This is a genomic window from Kitasatospora brasiliensis (genome assembly GCF_032654805.1).
In the GTDB taxonomy this organism is placed as follows: domain Bacteria; phylum Actinomycetota; class Actinomycetes; order Streptomycetales; family Streptomycetaceae; genus Kitasatospora; species Kitasatospora brasiliensis.
The window spans coordinates 17,620-34,443 of sequence record NZ_JAUOOW010000006.1; the positions used below are offsets into that span (position 1 = coordinate 17,620).

The window sequence follows — 16,824 nt, forward strand, 5'->3', positions numbered from 1 at the left end:
GGTCCCTGAGTGCCGCCGCTGGCCATACAGGCAGGGTATCCGGTCGCGAGTGGATCACTGCACGGGCGTGCGGATCCTGTCATGATCGGGCTTGACGCCCTGGTCAGGGGAGCTGTAGGGGGCGCCCGGCGGCGGGTGCGAATTCGGCCGGAATCAAAGGCGGGAGGGCCCTCGGGACTCCCCCGGCTCCCGGCTCGCGACACGGCCCCGCCCGGGCCGCGCGGACGGAGCGCGACCCGGACGGGGCCTTGGTCTGGAGCGGTGGACATAAAGGCCGGCGCGAGGTCGGCCCGAAGGTCAGCGCACGAACAGTGAGGCCTTGGAGGCCAGGTCGAGGAAGTACTGCGGCAGCAGTCCCAGGCCCAGCGTGACCAGCACCCCCACCCCGATCGCGGTCGCCGTGAAGGCGCTCGGGATCGCCACCGTGGGGCCGCCCGGCTGCGGGTCCGAGAAGAACATCAGCACGATGACCCTGATGTAGAAGAACGCCGCCACCGCCGAACTGAGCACACCGACGACCACCAGCGGGGTCGCCCCGCCGCTGGCCGCGGCCTGGAAGACCGCGAACTTCCCGGTGAAGCCGGACGTCAGCGGGATCCCGGCGAAGGCCAGCAGGAACAGCGCGAACACCGCCGCCAGCAGCGGCGAGCGCCGTCCGAGCCCGGCCCAGCTGGACAGATGGGTCGCCTCGCCCTTGGAGTCGCGCACCAGGGTGACCACGGCGAACGCGCCGAGCGTCACGAAGGAGTACGCCAGCAGGTAGAAGAGCACCGAGGAGATGCCCTGCTTGTTGACGGCGATCACGCCGGTCAGGATGAACCCGGCGTGCGCGATCGAGGAGTACGCCAGCAGGCGCTTGACGTCCTGCTGGGTCACCGCGAGGACGGCGCCCACCACCATGGTCAGGATCGCCACCCCCCACAGCACCGGCCGCCAGTCCAGCCGCAGGCCGGGGAAGGCCACGTAGAACAGCCGCAGGAAGGCGCCGAAGGCCGCGACCTTGGTGGCGGCGGCCATGAAGCCGGTCACCGGGGTCGGCGCGCCCTGGTAGACGTCCGGCGTCCAGGAGTGGAAGGGCACCGCGGCGACCTTGAACAGCAGGGCGACCGCCAGCATCGCCAGGCCGGTCAGCACCAGCGCGTCGCTCTGGGTGGTGCTCAGCTGCGCGGGGGTGGTCATCGCCTTGCCGGAGATGACGTCGCCGATGTCGCCGAGCTTCACGCTGCCCGCGTAGCCGTACAGCAGCGCGGTGCCGAACAGGAAGAACGCCGAGGCGAAGGCGCCGAGCAGGAAGTACTTGACCGCCGCCTCCTGGGAGAGCAGCCGGCGGCGCCGGGCCAGCGCGCACAGCAGGTACAGCGGCAGCGAGAAGACCTCCAGCGCCACGAACATGGTCAGCAGGTCGTTGGCGGCGGGGAACAGCAGCATGCCGGCGACCGCGAACATGGTGAGCGGGAAGACCTCGGTGGTGGCGAAGCCGGCCCGGATCGCGGCCCGCTCCTGCTCGCCGCCGGGGGTGGCGGCGGCCTGGGCCGCGAAGGCGTCGGCGGGCAGGCCGCCGGCCTTGGGCTCCAGCTTCCGCTCGGCGTAGGTGAGCACCGCGACCACCGAGACCAGCAGGATCACGCCCTGGAGGAACAGCGCCGGGCCGTCCATCGCGACGGTCTCCATGGCCAGCAGGTCGATCCGGGTGAAGCCGTCGCTCTGCACGGCCAGCACCACCACGGCGACGAAGGCACCGACCAGCCCGCCCAGGGCGAGCGTCACCTGTGTCCAGTGCCGGTACCGGCGGGGCACGAAGGCCTCGACCAGGACACCGACCACGGCGACGGCGAACACCACGAGCATCGGGGAGAGTCGGCCGTACTCGATGTGCGGCGCCGGGATGCTGGCGGTGTTGCCGCCCGCGGCGGCGAGCATCGCGGTGGCGTTCACTTCTGCTCACCTCCTGAGGTGGCGGCGACCGGGTGGGCCGGCGCCGGGTCGGTCTGGTGGATCTGCGAGAGCGTCGCGTTCACCGAGGGGTTGACCAGATCGGTGAGCGGCTTGGGGTAGACGCCGAGCAGGATGGTCAGCGCCACCAGCGGGGCGACCACCGCGAGTTCGCGGGCCTTGAGGTCGGGCATCGTCCGCACCCCCTCCCGCACCGGGCCGGTCATGGTGCGCTGGTACAGCAGCAGGGCGTACAGCGCGGCCAGCACGATGCCGAAGGTGGCCACGACGCCGATCGCCGGGTAGCGGGTGAAGGTGCCCACCAGCACCAGGAACTCGCTGACGAACGGAGCCAGACCGGGCAGCGACAGGGTGGCCAGGCTGCCGATCAGGAACGTCCCGGCGAGCACCGGGGCGACCTTCTGCACGCCGCCGTAGTCGGCGATCAGCCGCGAGCCGCGACGCGAGATCAGGAAGCCGGCCACCAGCATCCAGGCCGCCGTGGACAGCCCGTGGTTGACCATGTAGAGGGTGGCGCCGCTCTGGCCCTGGCTGGTCAGGGCGAAGATGCCCATGATGATGAAGCCGAAGTGCGAGATCGAGGCGTACGCCACCAGGCGCTTGATGTCCTTCTGCCCGATCGCCAGCAGCGCGCCGTAGACGATCCCGATCAGCGCGAGGACCAGGATCGCCGGGGCGAAGGTCTTCGAGGCGTTCGGGAACAGGCCGAGGCAGAAGCGCAGCATCGCGAAGGTGCCGACCTTGTCCACCACGGCGGTGATCAGCACCGCGGTGCCGGCGGTGGACTCGCCCATCGCGTTCGGCAGCCAGGTGTGCAGTGGCCACAGCGGGGCCTTCACCGCGAAGGCGAAGAAGAAGCCCAGGAACAGCGCCTTCTCCGCGGTGCCGGTCAGCTGGAGCCGGCCGTCGGCGATCGCCGAGGTGAGGGTCGGCAGGTCGAAGGTGCCGAAGCCCTGGTCCTGCGCGGTCACGTACAGGCCGATCACGGCGGCCAGCATCACCAGGCCGCCGAGCAGGTTGTAGAGCAGGAACTTCACGGCCGCGTAGGAGCGCTGGCGCGCCGACTCGGGGCCGCCGGCCCGGTCGCCGAAGCCGCCGATCAGGAAGTACATCGGGATCAGCATGGCTTCGAAGAACACGTAGAAGACGAAGACGTCGGTGGCGTAGAAGGAGACGATCACCATCGCCTCCACCGCCAGGATCAGGGCGAAGAAGCCCTGGGTCCGGCGCATGTTCTCGAAGGTGCCGTCGGGCCGAGCGGGGCTGGGCCCCTCCTGCCCGTCGGCGGGCGAGGAGGACGGGTCGGCGTCGTGCCAGGAGGCGAGGACCACCATCGGCACCAGCACCGCGGTGAGCAGGGCGAGCACGGCGCCGATGCCGTCCACGCCGAGCGAGAAGTCGATGCCGAAGGAGCGGATCCAGCTGTACGACTCGGTCAGCTGGAAGCGGTCGCCGTGCGGGTCGAACCTGGTCGCCACCACGGCGGCCAGCACCAGGGTGACGACCGAGAAGCCCAGCGCGACGGCCTTGGTGGTCCGGCGCCGGGTCTCGTTCGACCCGGCCGGCAGGGCGGCGGTCAGCACCGCGCCGGCCGCCGGGACGGCACAGGTGGCGGTCAGGAGAGCGCTCATGCGTCCACCTCGCTTCGCTCGGCGGGGGCATTCGCCCGCACGCGCCGCTTGATGGTTCGCTCGCTGCGCTCGCTCATATGCCTGCCCTCCCCATGCAATTCGGGACGAGTCATCAGACGGACCTCATCAGGAGAGTCATGGCGGCCAGCACCAGCGTGCCGCCGAACATGGAGAGCGCGTACGAGCGGACGAAGCCGTTCTGGACCCGCCGCAGCCGGCCGGACAGTCCGCCGATGGCGGCGGCCAGGCCGTTGACCGCGCCGTCCAGGCCGCGGCTGTCGAAAAAGACCAGCATCGCGGCGAGCGCCGAGCCCGGCCGCACCAGCACCGCGTGGTTGAACTCGTCCTGGAGCAGGTCGCGGCGGGCGGCCCGGGTGAGCGGGGAGCCGACCGGCGGCACCACCGGGACGGGCAGGCGCCAGTACATCAGGTACGCGAGGCCGACGCCGGCCAGCATGCAGAGCCCGGTCAGCAGGGTGACGGCCAGCGGGGCGATCGGGGAGTTGCCCTCCTCGTGCCCGGTGACCGGCTCCAGCCACTTCAGGAAGGAGTCGTTGTAGGCGAGCACGGCGCCGGCGAAGAGCGAGCCGAAGGCCAGCAGGACCATCGGGATGGTCATCGTCCGGGGCGACTCGTGCGGGTGCGGGAGGTTGCCCTCCGCGTCGGGCTGCCAGCGCTTCTCCCCGAAGAAGGTCAGCACCATCACCCGGGTCATGTAGAACGCGGTGACCGCCGCACCGACCAGCGCGCACAGCCCGAGGATCCAGCCCTCGGTGCCGCCCTTGGCGAAGGCCGCTTCGATGATCTTGTCCTTGGAGAAGTAGCCGGACAGGTACGGGAAGCCGATGATCGCCAGGTAGCCGGCGGCGAAGGTCCGGAAGGTCCACGGCATGTACGTGCGCAGGCCGCCGTAGTGCCGCATGTTCACCTCGTCGTTCATGCCGTGCATGACCGACCCGGCGCCGAGGAACAGCCCGGCCTTGAAGAAGCCGTGGGTCACCAGGTGCATGATCGCGAAGACGTAGCCGATCGGGCCGAGCCCGGCCGCCAGCACCATGTAGCCGATCTGCGACATGGTCGAACCGGCCAGCGCCTTCTTGATGTCGTCCTTGGCGCAACCGACGATCGCACCGAACAGCAGCGTGACCGTGCCGACCACCACCACGGCGGTCTGCGCGTCCGGCGCCAGGTCGAAGATCGCGGCCGAGCGGGTGATCAGGTAGACGCCGGCGGTCACCATGGTGGCCGCGTGGATCAGGGCCGAGACCGGGGTCGGGCCCTCCATGGCGTCCCCGAGCCAGGACTGCAACGGCACCTGCGCCGACTTGCCGCAGGCCGCCAGCAGCAGCATCAGGCCGATCGCCGTCAGCTTGCCCTCGCTCGCCTCGTGCGCGCCGCCGAAGACCGGGGTGAAGGCGAAGGAGCCGAACTCGGCGAACATCAGCATGATCGCGATGGACAGGCCCATGTCGCCGACCCGGTTGACGATGAAGGCCTTCTTCGCCGCCGTCGCCGCGCTCGGCTTGTGCTGCCAGAAGCCGATCAGGAGGTACGAGGCCAGGCCCACGCCCTCCCAACCGAAGTACAGCAGCAGGTAGTTGTCGGCGACCACCAGCAGCAGCATGGCGGCCAGGAACAGGTTCAGATACGCGAAGAAGCGGCGCCGGCGCTCGTCGTGCGCCATGTAGCCCACCGAGTAGAGGTGGATCAGCGTGCCGACACCGGTGATCAGCAGGACGAAGGTCATCGACAACTGATCGAGCCGGAACGCGATGTCGGCCTGGAAGCCGTTCACCGGGATCCAGCTGAACAGGTGCTTGGTGACCGCCCGGTGCTCGGCGTCACGGCCGAGCATGTCCGAGAACAGGGCCAGGCCGAAGCCGAACGAGAGCGCCGCGAGCGCGGTGGCCAGCCAGTGGCCGACCCGGTCCAGCGCCCGGCCGCCGAGCAGCAGCAGGGCGGCACCGGCCAGTGGAGCCGCCACCAGCAGCGGAATGAGAGAGTTCACCGAAGGCCCTCCGCCTACAGCTTCATCAGATTGCTGTCGTCGACCGAAGCGGAGTGCCTGGTCCGGAAGATGGAGACGATGATGGCGAGGCCGACCACGACCTCGGCCGCCGCGACCACCATCGTGAAGAACGCGATGATCTGACCGTCCAAGGTCCCGTGCAGCCGGGAGAAGGTCACCAGAGCGAGGTTCGAGGCGTTCAGCATCAGCTCCACGCACATGAACAGCACGATCGCGTTGCGCCGCACCAGCACCCCGGCCGCGCCGATGGTGAACAACAGGGCCGACAGATAGAGGTAGTTGACCGGGTTCACTCCGCGCCCTCCTCGTCGGCCGGGCGCTGCACGTGGTTCGCCGGCACCGGCTCGCCGTTCGCCTTGGCCCGCTCGCCGTTCGCCGGCACCGGCTCCAGCGACTTGCGCGGAGCCGCCACCGCCGGCCGCTCCGAGGACGGACGGCCCAGCCAGTCCGCCGTGGTGTTCTCCAGCTCCGCCATCCGCTGGAGCATCGCCTGGCTGACGTCCCGGACCTGGCCGCGCTCGCGCAGCGTCGCCATCACCGAGTCCTCGGCGATCGTGCCGTCCGGCAGCAGCGCCGGGACGTCCACCGCGTTGTGCCGCGCGTACACGCCCGGCGCCGGCAGCGGAGGCAGCTGGATGTTGTCCTTGACCCGCTGCGCCGCCAGCTCGCGCTGGGTCTTCGGCGCCGTCACGTGCTCTCGGTGGGTCAGCACCATGGCGCCGACCGCCGCGGTGATCAGCAGCGCGCCGGTGACCTCGAAGGCCCACACGTACCGGGTGAAGATCAGCCGGGCCAGGCCCGGCACGTTGCCCTCGGCGTTCGCCTCGGACAGCCCGGTGAAGTGGTTCAGCTTCGCGTTGGCGATCCCGGCGATCAGCAGCACGCCGAAGCCCAGCCCGCACAGCGCCGCGGCGAACCGCTGGCCCTTCAGGTGCTCCTTGAGGGAGTCCTCGCTGGTGACACCGACCAGCATCACCACGAACAGGAACAGCATCATGATCGCGCCGGTGTAGACCACGATCTGCACCACGCCCAGGAACACCGCGCCCTGGGCCATGTAGCAGACCGCCAGCGCCAGCATGGTGGCCGCCAGGCAGAGCGCGCTGTGCACGGCCTTGCGCATCGACACCGTGCCGAGCGCGCCGCCGACCGCGATCACCGCGAGCACCCAGAACTGGACGGCCTCACCCGTGGAGGTCGTCCCGGTCGCTTCCGCCAGCCGCGCGATCACTGGTGCGCCTCCTTCTCCCGGTCGGTGCGCTCCTGCTGGACCGTCCCCGGCGCCGCCCCGGTGACCTCGCCCCGGTAGTACGCGCCCTCGTCGGTGCCCGGGTAGATGGCGTGCGGGGTGTCGACCATGCCCTCGGAGAGGCCCACCAGCAGCTGCTCCTTGGTGAAGATCAGATCCCGCCGGGAGGAGTCGGCCAGCTCGTACTCGTTGGTCATGGTCAGCGCCCGGGTCGGGCAGGCCTCGATGCACAGCCCGCACAGGATGCAGCGGGCGTAGTTGATCTGGTACACCGCGCCGTAGCGCTCACCCGGGGAGTAGCGCTCCTCGTCCCGGTTGTCGGCGCCCTCCACGTAGATCGCGTCGGCCGGGCAGGCCCACGCGCACAGCTCGCAGCCGACGCACTTCTCCAGGCCGTCCGGGTGCCGGTTCAGCTGGTGGCGGCCGTGGAAGCGCGGAGCGGTGGGCTTCTTCTGCTCCGGGTACTGCTCGGTGAGCCGCTTCTTGAACATGGCCTTGAAGGTCACGCCGAAGCCGGCGGCCGGGCCGAGGATCGATGGGCGGTCGCCCCGCTCGGGACGGTCCGTACGATCGGACTGGTCGGACATCTCGGTTCAGCTCCCTTCGGAATGGTCGGCCCCGTTGAGGGCGTCCTGGAGTTGCTTCGGGGCGCGGCTGGGCCGGCGCGGCACCGGCGGGAGCACCTGACCGGGCATCGGCGGGACCGGGTAGCCGCCCGCCATCGGGTCGAACTCCCGCTCGGGCGGGGCCTCTTCGACCTCCGGCTGCTTGTTCACGACGTCCCGCACCAGCGCCAGCAGCAGGATCACGCCGACCGGGGCGCCCACGTACAGCACCACCTGGCCGAAGCCGTAGCCCTCGTTGCGCAGCGCCCGCACGCTGGCGATCAGCACCAGCCACACCAGCGAGACGGGGATCAGTACCTTCCAGCCCAGCTTCATGAACTGGTCGTAGCGGAACCGGGGCAGCGTGCCGCGCAGCCAGATGAAGAAGAACAGCAGCAGCTGGATCTTCAGCGTGATCCACAGCATCGGCCACCAGCCGTGGTTGGCGCCCTCCCAGAACGTCGACACCGGCCACGGGGCCCGCCAGCCGCCCAGGAAGAGGGTCGAGGCCACCGCCGAGACCGTCACCATGTTCACGTACTCGGCCAGCATGAACATCGCGAACTTCAGCGAGGAGTACTCGGTGTTGAAGCCGCCGACCAGCTCGCCCTCGGCCTCCGGCAGGTCGAACGGCGCCCGGTTGGTCTCGCCGACCATCGCGATGATGTAGACGATGAACGACACCGGCAGCAGCGCCGCGAACCAGGTCGGCTGCTGGTGCGCCACGATCTCCGAGGTCGACATCGAGCCCGAGTAGATGAACACCGCCGCGAAGGCCAGGCCCATCGCGATCTCGTAGCTGACCATCTGCGCGGCCGAGCGCAGCCCGCCCAGCAGCGGGTACGTCGAACCGGAGGACCAGCCGGCCAGCACGATGCCGTAGATCCCGATCGAGGCCGTCGCCAGGACGTACAGCAGCGCCACCGGGAAGTCCGTCAGCTGGAGCGGCGTACGGGTGCCGAAGATCGACACCTCGTTGCCGGCCGGGCCGAACGGGATCACCGCGAAGGCCATGAACGCGGGGATGGCGCAGACGATCGGGGCCAGGATGTAGACCACCTTGTCCGAGCCCTTGACCACCAGGTCTTCCTTCAGCGCCAGCTTCACGCCGTCCGCCAGCGACTGCAACAGGCCCCACGGGCCGTGCCGGTTGGGGCCGATGCGCAGCTGCATCCAGGCCACCACCTTGCGCTCCCAGACGATCGCCACCAGCACCGTCAGGACCAGGAAGGCGAAGCAGAACACCGCCTTCAGCAGCACCAGCCACCACGGGTCCTGCCCGAAGAAGTGGAGCGTCTCGTACGGCTGCGAAGTCATCGGTCCTCCCCTTCGCCCGCGGCTTCGTCCGCGGTGTCGTCCGTGGCCGGCACGGCTTCGGGTTCGGCTTCGGGTTCGGCTTCGAGCTCGGCCGCGGCGATCGAGACCAGGTGGCCGGCGGTGGTGCCGAGCGCGCGGTGGGCGCCGCCCGGGGTGGAGTCCAGCGGTGCCCAGACCGTGCGCTCCGGGATCGAGTCGGTGATCTCCAGCGGCAGGGTCAGCGAGCCCGCCGGGCCGGTCAGCCGCAGCGCGGCGGCCGCCTCGGCGCCGATCTCCTTGGCCGTCTCCGCCGAGATCCGGGCCACCGCCCGGTGCCGGGTGCCCGCCAGGTGCGGGTCACCCTGTTGCAGCACGCCGTTGTCCAGCAGCAGGCGCCAACCCGCCAGCACCGCCTGGCCCTTGGCCGGACGGGGCAGTACGGCCGGGTGGGCCGCCGGGTCGGCCGCGCGCTCGCCCTCCCAGGGGGCGAAACGGTCCAGCTCCAGCCGGGCCGCCCGGACATCCGGCAGGCCCAGCCGGTGGCCCAGCGCGTCCGCCAGCATGCTCAGCACCCGCAGGTCCGACTGGAGGTGGCGGCCCATCTGCTGGTCCGGCTTGAGCGCGGCCTCGAACATCCGCACCCGGCCCTCCCAGTCCAGGAAGGTGCCCGCCTTCTCCGCCACCGCCGCCACCGGCAGCACCACGTCCGCGTGCGCCGTCACCGCCGAGGGCCGCAGCTCCAGCGACACCAGGAACGGCACCGCCGCCAGCGCCGCGTCGGCCAGCGCCGGGTCCGGCAGGTCGTCCGGGTCCACCCCGCCGACTAGCAGCGCGTCCAACTCGCCCTGCGCGGCGGCCGTCAGGATGGCGCCGGTGTCCCGGCCCGGCCCGGACGGCAGCTCGGCCCCGCCCCACACGGCGGCCGCCTCCGCCCGGGCCGCCGCGACGGCCACCGGACGCCCGCCGGGCAGCAGGCCCGGCAGCGCGCCCGCCTCCACGGCCCCGCGCTCACCCGCCCGGCGCGGCACCCAGGCGAGCTTGGCGCCGGTCGCGTGCGCCAGCCGCAGCACCGCCGTCAGCGCGCCCGGGACGGCGGCCAGCCGCTCGCCCGCCAGGATCACCGCCCCCGGCGCGCGCAGCAGTTGGGCAGCCCGGCCCGCGTCGTCGTTCAGCGGCTCGTCGGCCGCCAGCGCCGCGAACCACTCCGGCTCGGTGCCGGGGGCGGCCGGCAGCAGCGCACCGCGCAGCTTCGCCAGGCCCCGGGAGCCGTACGCGGCCACCGAGAACACCTTCAGTCCGGTCGCCCTGGTCGCCTTGCGCAGCCGCAGGAAGACGATCGGCGACTCCTCCTCCGGCTCGAAGCCCGCCAGCAGCACCGCCGGCGCCCCGTCGAGGTCCTGGTACTCCACCCCGGAGCCGTCCAGGTCGACGCCCCGCCCGGCCACCGCCGCGGCCAGGAAGTCGGCCTCCTCGCCGCTGTGCGGGCGGGCCCGGAAGTCCACGTCGTTGGTGCCCAGCACCACCCGGGCGAACTTCCCGTACGCGTAGGCGTCCTCGACCGTCACCCGGCCGCCGGCCAGCACGCCCGTCCGGGCCTCGCGCAGGCCCTCGGCCGCCCGGGCCAGCGCCTCAGGCCAGGAGACCGGCACCAGTTCGCCGTCCACCCGCACCAGCGGGCTGGTCAGCCGGTCCCGCAGCTGGGCGTAGCGGAAGGCGAAGCGGCCCTTGTCGCAGTTCCACTCCTCGTTCACCGCCGGGTCCTCGCCCGCCAGCCGGCGCAGCACCTTGCCGCGCCGGTGGTCGGTGCGCTGCGCGCAGCCCGAGGCGCAGTGCTCGCAGACGCTCGGCGAGGAGGTCAGGTCGAACGGGCGGGAGCGGAACCGGTACGCCGCCGAGGTCAGCGCCCCCACGGGGCAGATCTGGATGGTGTTCCCGGAGAAGTAGGACTCGAAGTCGTCCCCCTCCCCGGTGCCGACCTGTTGCAGCGCCCCGCGCTCCACCAAGTCGATGAACGGGTCCCCGGCGATCTGCTGGGAGAAGCGGGTGCAGCGCGCGCACAGCACGCAGCGCTCGCGGTCCAGCAGCACCTGGCTGCTGATCGGCACCGGCTTCTCGTAGGTGCGCTTCATGCCCTCGAAGCGGGAGTCGGCGGCGCCGCTGGTCATCGCCTGGTTCTGCAGCGGGCACTCGCCGCCCTTGTCGCAGACCGGGCAGTCCAGCGGGTGGTTGATCAGCAGCAGCTCCATCACGCCGCGCTGGGCCTTCTCGGCCACCGGCGAGCTGAGCTGGGTGCGCACCACCATGCCCTCGGCCACCGGGATGGTGCAGGAGGCGACCGGCTTGCGCTGGCCCTCGATCTCGACGATGCACTGGCGGCAGGCGCCGGCCGGGTCGAGCAGCGGGTGGTCGCAGAAACGCGGGATCTGGGTGCCGATGGTCTCGGCGGCCCGGATCACCAACGTCCCCTTGGGGACCCGTACTTCGACGCCGTCGATGGTGAGCGTGACCAGTTCGACCGCGGTCTCGCCATTCGTGGAGGCGGTTGGCTCTGTGATCGTCACGCGTGCACCTCCCTTTCGGTGGCGGGCTGGTGGCCGGGGCGGGGGCCGTCGGCCCAAACGGTGGAGGCGGCCGGGTCGAACGGGCAGCGGCGCTCGGCCAGGTGCTGCTCGTACTCGGCCCGGAAGTGCTTGAGCGAGGAGACGATCGGGCTGGCCGCGCCGTCGCCCAGGGCGCAGAAGGACTTGCCGTTGATGTTGTCGGCGATGTCGAGGAGCTTCTCCAAGTCCCCGTCGACGCCCTCGCCCGCCTCGATCCGCTTGAGCAGCTGGACCAGCCAGTAGGTGCCTTCGCGGCAGGGGGTGCATTTGCCGCAGGACTCGTGGGCGTAGAACTCCGTCCAGCGGGTGACGGCCCGCACCACGCAGGTCGTCTCGTCGAAGACCTGGAGCGCCTTGGTGCCGAGCATCGAGCCGGCCGCGCCGACGCCCTCGTAGTCGAGCGGGACGTCGAGGTGCTCGTCGGTGAACATCGGGGTGGAGGAGCCGCCCGGGGTCCAGAACTTCAGCCGGTGCCCGGCCCGGACGCCGCCGCTGAGGTCGAGCAGCTGGCGCAGCGTGACACCGAGCGGGGCCTCGTACTGGCCGGGGTTGGTGACGTGGCCGGAGAGCGAGTAGAGCGTGAAGCCGGGGGACTTCTCGGTGCCCAGGGCCTTGAACCAGTCCTTGCCGCGGGCCAGGATCGGCGGCACCGAAGCGATCGACTCGACGTTGTTGACCACCGTCGGGCAGGCGTAGAGGCCGGCGATCGCCGGGAACGGCGGCCGCAGCCGCGGCTGGCCGCGGCGGCCCTCCAGCGAGTCCAGCAGCGCCGTCTCCTCGCCGCAGATGTAGGCGCCGGCCCCGGCGTGCACGGTGATGTCGAGGTCGACGCCCGAGCCGAGGATGTTCCGGCCCAGCAGCCCGGCCGCGTACGCCTCGGCGACGGCCGCGTGCAGTCGGCGCAGCACCGGGACGACCTCGCCGCGCAGGTAGATGAAGGCGTGGTCGCAGCGGATCGCGTAGGAGGCGATCACCATGCCCTCGATCAGCGAGTGCGGGTTGGCGAACAGCAGCGGGATGTCCTTGCAGGTGCCCGGCTCGGACTCGTCCGCGTTGACCACCAGGTAGTGCGGCTTGCCGTCGTTCTGCGGAATGAACTGCCACTTCATCCCGGTCGGGAAGCCTGCGCCGCCGCGGCCGCGCAGTCCGGCGTCCTTGACCAGGGCGATCACGTCGTCCGGCGGCATCGCGAGGGCCGCCTTGAGGCCCTCGTAGCCGTGGTGGCGGCGGTAGGTGTCGAGCGTCCAGGGGCGGGTGTCGTCCCAGGAGTCGGACAGCACCGGGGTGAGCAGCTTCTCGGCCGGCTCGGCGGAGGTCATCACGCCTCGCTCCCTTCCTGGCCTGTGCCCGCCTGGCCGTTGCCCGGTCGGCGGGGGGTTTCCGGGCGGGGGGAGACCACCTTGGTGCCGGGGGTGCCGGGCAGCGCCTCGCCGCGGGCCAGGCGCAGGCCGGCCAGGGAGGGCGCGCCGCCGGCGCCGGACTCGTCATTGGCGCCGGGGCGCTCGTCGGGGAAGCCGGCCAGGATCCGGGCGGTCTCCTTGAAGCCGCACAGCCGGGCGCCGCGGGTGGGCCGCACCTCGCGGCCGGCCCGCAGGTCGTCGACCAGCTGCCGGGCGCTCTCCGGGGTCTGGTTGTCGAAGAACTCCCAGTTGACCATCACCACGGGCGCGTAGTCGCAGGCCGCGTTGCACTCGATGTGCTCGATCGAGACCTCGCCGTCCTCGGTGGTCTCGTTGTTGCGGATGCCCAGGTGCTCCTGGAGCTCGTCGAAGATCTGGTCGCCGCCGAGCACCGCGCACAGGGTGTTGGTGCAGACCCCGACGTGGTACTTCCCGGCCGGGCGGCGCCGGTACATGGTGTAGAAGGTCGCGACCGCGGTGACCTCGGCGGTGGTGAGGTCCAACTGCTCGGCGCAGAAGCGGATCCCGGTCGGGCTGACGAAGCCCTCCTCGGCCTGCACCAGGTGCAGCAGCGGCAGCAGCGCCGATCGGGGCTGCGGGTAGCGGGCGATCAGCTCGGCGGCGTCGGCCGCCAGCCGGGCGCGCACCTCCTCGGGGTACGGTGCGGCCGGCAGTGCCGGCAGTCCGAGTTCGACGTTGGTCACCGGTCCACGCCTCCCATCACCGGGTCGATCCCGGCCACCGCGACGATCACGTCGGCCACCTGGCCGCCCTCGCACATCGCCGCCATCGTCTGAAGATTGGTGAACGACGGGTCCCGGAAGTGGACCCGGTACGGGCGCGTCCCGCCGTCGCTGACCACGTGCACGCCCAGCTCGCCCTTGGGCGACTCGACCGCCGCGTACGCCTGGCCGACCGGGACCCGGAAGCCCTCGGTGACCAGCTTGAAGTGGTGGATCAGGGCCTCCATCGAGGTGCCCATGATCTTGCGGATGTGGTCGAGGGAGTTGCCCATCCCGTCCGGGCCGACGGCCAGTTGGGCGGGCCAGGCGATCTTCTTGTCGGCCACCATGACCGGGCCGGGCCGCAGCCGGTCCAGGCACTGCTCGACGATCCGCAGCGACTGCTTCATCTCCTCCAGCCGGATCAGGAACCGGCCGTAGGAGTCGGCGCTGTCCGCGATCGCGACCTCGAAGTCGTAGTCCTCGTACCCGCAGTACGGATCGGTCTTGCGCAGGTCGTGCGGCAGGCCGGTGGCCCGCAGGATCGGGCCGGTGGCGCCGAGGGCCAGACAGCCGGGCAGGTCCAGGAAGCCGACATCGACCAGCCGGGCCTTGAACACCGGGTTGCCGGTGGCGAGTTTGTCGTACTCGTGCATCCGGGAGCGGAAGACCTTCACCGCCTCGCGGATCTGGTCGACGGCGCCGGGCGGCAGGTCCTGGGCGAGGCCGCCGGGGCGCACGTACGCGTGGTTCATGCGCAGGCCGGTGACCAACTCGAAGACGTCCAGGATCAGTTCGCGGTCCCGGAAGCCGTAGATCATCAGCGTGGTGGAGCCGATCTCCATGCCGCCGGTGGCCAGGCAGACCAGGTGCGAGGCGATCCGGTTGAGCTCCATCATCATCACCCGGATGACGGTGGCGCGCTCCGGGACGTCGCCGGTGATGCCGAGCAGCTTCTCGACCGCCAGGCAGTAGGCCGTCTCGTTGAACAGCGGGGTCAGGTAGTCCATCCGGGTCACGAAGGTGGTGCCCTGGACCCAGCTGCGGAACTCCATGTTCTTCTCGATGCCGGTGTGGAGGTAGCCGATGCCGCAGCGGGCCTCCTTCACCGTCTCGCCGTCGATCTCCAGGATCAGCCGCAACACACCGTGCGTGGACGGGTGTTGGGGGCCCATGTTGACGATGATGCGCTCGTCGTCGGCCCGGCCGACCGCCTCGACCACCTCGCCCCAGTCGCCGCCGGTGACGGTGAAGACCCGGCCCTCGGTGGTGTCGCGGGCGTCCGCTTCCTCGGTCTCGCCAAAGTGCTGGGTGTTCATCAGCTGTACGACCTCCGCTGGTCGGGAGCCGGGATCTGGGCGCCCTTGTACTCGACGGGGATGCCGCCGAGTGGGTAGTCCTTGCGCTGCGGGTGGCCCAGCCAGTCGTCCGGCATCATGATCCGGGTGAGCGCCGGGTGGCCCTCGAAGACCAGGCCGAAGAAGTCGTAGGCCTCGCGCTCGTGCCAGTCGTTGGTCGGGTAGACGCTCACCACGGAGGGGATCCGCGGATCGGCGTCGGGGGCGGTGACCTCCAGCCGGATCAGCCGGCCGTGGGTGATCGAGCGCAGGTGGTAGACCGCGTGGAGCTCGCGGCCCTTGTCCCCGGGGTAGTGCACGCCGCTCACGCCCAGGCACAGTTCGAAGCGCAGCGCCGGGTCGTCGCGCAGGATGCGGACGGTCTTGAGGAGGTGGCCGCGGTCGATGTGGAAGGTGAGCTCGCCGCGGTCGACCACGGTCTTCTCGATCACCTCGACCGGGTCCAGGCCCTGCTCCTCCAGGGCGCCCTCCAGCTCGTCGGCGACCTCGTCGAACCAGCCCCCGTACGGACGTTCGCTCGGCCCGGGCAGCACGATCGGGGCGGCCAGCCCGCCGAAGCCGGAGGTGTCGCCGCTGCCCTTGGCGCCGAACATGCCCTGGCGGCGGCCGACCACCTCGACCGGGATCTCGCGGGACGGCTGCTCGCGGCGGGTCTCGGGTACCTGGTCGTTCATCGCAGCTGCCCCCGCATCTCGCTGACCGGGGTGGCCTTGAGGGCGAGCGCCTCGCCGAGCTCCTCGGCCCGGCGCTTGTTCACGCCCAGCGGCTCGTGCTGGATCTTGTCGTGCAGCTTCAGGATGGCGTCCATCAGCATCTCCGGACGGGGCGGACAGCCGGGCAGGTAGATGTCCACCGGGACGATGTGGTCGACGCCCTGGACGATCGCGTAGTTGTTGAACATCCCGCCGGAGGAGGCGCAGACGCCCATCGAGATGACCCACTTGGGATTGGGCATCTGGTCGTACACCTGGCGCAGCACCGGAGCCATCTTCTGGCTCACCCGGCCCGCCACGATCATCAGATCGGCCTGCCGGGGAGAGCCCCGGAAGACCTCCATGCCGAACCGGGCCAGGTCGTAGCGGCCGGCGCCGGTGGTCATCATCTCGATCGCGCAGCAGGCCAGACCGAAAGTGGCCGGGAAGAGTGACGCCTTGCGCACCCAGCCGGCGGCCGTCTCCACGGTCGTGAGCAGAAAGCCGCTCGGCAGCTTCTCCTCGATTCCCATCAGATCCCTCTCAATGCCGTCGAGTCCGCTGATACGTGGGCCGGTTCTGGCTTGTCCGCTCGTTCACAAGCGGGCGCGCAGCCGGCGGACGGGTGGGGAAGCCACCCCGCGCTCGGACCACCCCGCGCTCAGTCCCACTCCAGGCCGCCGCGACGCCACACATAGGCGTACGCGACGAAGACGGTGGCGATGAACAGGAGCATCTCGACCAGCCCGAAGATCCCCAGGGCGTCGAAGGTCACCGCCCAGGGGTAGAGGAAGACGATCTCGATGTCGAAGACGATGAAGAGCATCGCCGTCAGGTAGTACTTGATCGGGAACCGGCCGCCGCCCACAGGCTGCGGGGTCGGTTCGATGCCGCACTCGTACGCCTCCAACTTGGCCCGGTTGTAGCGCTTCGGGCCGGTGAGTGAGGCCATCACGACGGAGCCGACCGCGAACGCCGCCGCGATGGCACCGAGTACGAGGATCGGCGCGTAGGCATTCATAGCCCCCGCTCCCTCCGTCCAGTCGTCCTTGACTGCTGATCGGAACCGGTAGGTCACCCTGAGGTGAACCCGCGTTCCAGTTCCCGAGATCCACCTCATGTGAGGCAGTTCACAAAGCCTGGAACGAGCGCATCCTATGCCCGTCCACTTGTGATCTGCGACACGCAGTTCGCCGCCATCTTTGTGATCTACGACACCCTGTGAATGGTGCCGAATGCGAACATGCCCAGATTTGCCAACGCAAAGAAGTCAAATGGTCACAACTAGT

Annotated in this window: 14 protein-coding genes; all 14 read right to left on the reverse strand. The window is 70.7% G+C overall.

Annotated features, from left to right (window positions below; all coding sequences use genetic code 11):
• Window positions 1-297: 297 nt before the first annotated feature.
• On the reverse strand, window positions 298-1,920 hold the full coding sequence (gene nuoN / locus QWJ13_RS22840) for an NADH-quinone oxidoreductase subunit NuoN (protein ID WP_316527366.1): 1,623 nt from the start codon (window positions 1,918-1,920) through the stop codon (window positions 298-300).
• A gap of 11 nt (window positions 1,921-1,931) precedes the next feature.
• Window positions 1,932-3,584, reverse strand: coding sequence for an NADH-quinone oxidoreductase subunit M (locus tag QWJ13_RS22845; protein WP_316526744.1), 1,653 nt, complete (start codon window positions 3,582-3,584; stop codon window positions 1,932-1,934).
• 112 nt (window positions 3,585-3,696) lie between these two features.
• Complete coding sequence (nuoL, locus tag QWJ13_RS22850) at window positions 3,697-5,592, reverse strand: NADH-quinone oxidoreductase subunit L (RefSeq protein ID WP_316526746.1); 1,896 nt, start codon at window positions 5,590-5,592, stop codon at window positions 3,697-3,699.
• A gap of 14 nt (window positions 5,593-5,606) precedes the next feature.
• Entirely contained in the window at window positions 5,607-5,906 is a 300-nt protein-coding gene (gene nuoK, locus QWJ13_RS22855; protein WP_049652557.1) for an NADH-quinone oxidoreductase subunit NuoK, read from the reverse strand.
• Window positions 5,903-6,841: an NADH-quinone oxidoreductase subunit J gene (locus QWJ13_RS22860; RefSeq protein WP_316527367.1), complete on the reverse strand. Its 939-nt coding sequence runs from the start codon at window positions 6,839-6,841 to the stop codon at window positions 5,903-5,905. Before QWJ13_RS22860 ends, nuoK begins: the two co-directional genes overlap by 4 nt.
• A complete protein-coding gene (nuoI, locus tag QWJ13_RS22865) occupies window positions 6,841-7,449 on the reverse strand; it encodes an NADH-quinone oxidoreductase subunit NuoI (protein WP_316526750.1) in 609 nt (202 codons plus the stop codon). The genes QWJ13_RS22860 and nuoI overlap by 1 nt, the downstream gene beginning before the upstream one ends.
• 6 nt (window positions 7,450-7,455) lie before the next feature.
• A complete protein-coding gene (nuoH, locus tag QWJ13_RS22870) occupies window positions 7,456-8,784 on the reverse strand; it encodes an NADH-quinone oxidoreductase subunit NuoH (RefSeq protein WP_316526752.1) in 1,329 nt (442 codons plus the stop codon).
• The gene (locus QWJ13_RS22875; protein ID WP_316526753.1) at window positions 8,781-11,324 is read right to left on the reverse strand and encodes an NADH-quinone oxidoreductase subunit G; all 2,544 of its coding nucleotides are present in this window, start codon (window positions 11,322-11,324) and stop codon (window positions 8,781-8,783) included. Before QWJ13_RS22875 ends, nuoH begins: the two co-directional genes overlap by 4 nt.
• The gene (gene nuoF / locus QWJ13_RS22880; protein WP_316526754.1) at window positions 11,321-12,682 is read right to left on the reverse strand and encodes an NADH-quinone oxidoreductase subunit NuoF; all 1,362 of its coding nucleotides are present in this window, start codon (window positions 12,680-12,682) and stop codon (window positions 11,321-11,323) included. Before nuoF ends, QWJ13_RS22875 begins: the two co-directional genes overlap by 4 nt.
• The gene (gene nuoE, locus QWJ13_RS22885; RefSeq protein ID WP_316526755.1) at window positions 12,682-13,467 is read right to left on the reverse strand and encodes an NADH-quinone oxidoreductase subunit NuoE; all 786 of its coding nucleotides are present in this window, start codon (window positions 13,465-13,467) and stop codon (window positions 12,682-12,684) included. Before nuoE ends, nuoF begins: the two co-directional genes overlap by 1 nt.
• On the reverse strand, window positions 13,464-14,804 hold the full coding sequence (locus QWJ13_RS22890) for an NADH-quinone oxidoreductase subunit D (protein WP_316526757.1): 1,341 nt from the start codon (window positions 14,802-14,804) through the stop codon (window positions 13,464-13,466). The genes nuoE and QWJ13_RS22890 overlap by 4 nt, the downstream gene beginning before the upstream one ends.
• Window positions 14,804-15,517: an NADH-quinone oxidoreductase subunit C gene (locus QWJ13_RS22895; protein WP_316526759.1), complete on the reverse strand. Its 714-nt coding sequence runs from the start codon at window positions 15,515-15,517 to the stop codon at window positions 14,804-14,806. Before QWJ13_RS22895 ends, QWJ13_RS22890 begins: the two co-directional genes overlap by 1 nt.
• A complete protein-coding gene (locus tag QWJ13_RS22900) occupies window positions 15,514-16,068 on the reverse strand; it encodes a NuoB/complex I 20 kDa subunit family protein (protein WP_316526761.1) in 555 nt (184 codons plus the stop codon). The genes QWJ13_RS22895 and QWJ13_RS22900 overlap by 4 nt, the downstream gene beginning before the upstream one ends.
• 128 nt (window positions 16,069-16,196) lie before the next feature.
• Entirely contained in the window at window positions 16,197-16,556 is a 360-nt protein-coding gene (locus QWJ13_RS22905) for an NADH-quinone oxidoreductase subunit A (protein WP_030060100.1), read from the reverse strand.
• Window positions 16,557-16,824: the final 268 nt, after the last annotated feature.

Bases quoted from the DNA above. Each gene is read 5' to 3' on its own strand.
- nuoF (WP_316526754.1), bottom strand. From the start codon at position 12,682: ATGACCTCCGCCGAGCCGGCCGAGAAGCTGCTCACCCCGGTGCTGTCC.
- QWJ13_RS22905 (WP_030060100.1), bottom strand. From the start codon at position 16,556: ATGAATGCCTACGCGCCGATCCTCGTACTCGGTGCCATCGCGGCGGCG.
- QWJ13_RS22845 (WP_316526744.1), bottom strand. From the start codon at position 3,584: ATGAGCGCTCTCCTGACCGCCACCTGTGCCGTCCCGGCGGCCGGCGCG.
- nuoI (WP_316526750.1), bottom strand. From the start codon at position 7,449: ATGTCCGACCAGTCCGATCGTACGGACCGTCCCGAGCGGGGCGACCGC.
- QWJ13_RS22890 (WP_316526757.1), bottom strand. From the start codon at position 14,804: ATGAACACCCAGCACTTTGGCGAGACCGAGGAAGCGGACGCCCGCGAC.
- QWJ13_RS22895 (WP_316526759.1), bottom strand. From the start codon at position 15,517: ATGAACGACCAGGTACCCGAGACCCGCCGCGAGCAGCCGTCCCGCGAG.
- nuoH (WP_316526752.1), bottom strand. From the start codon at position 8,784: ATGACTTCGCAGCCGTACGAGACGCTCCACTTCTTCGGGCAGGACCCG.
- nuoN (WP_316527366.1), bottom strand. From the start codon at position 1,920: ATGCTCGCCGCCGCGGGCGGCAACACCGCCAGCATCCCGGCGCCGCAC.
- QWJ13_RS22900 (WP_316526761.1), bottom strand. From the start codon at position 16,068: ATGGGAATCGAGGAGAAGCTGCCGAGCGGCTTTCTGCTCACGACCGTG.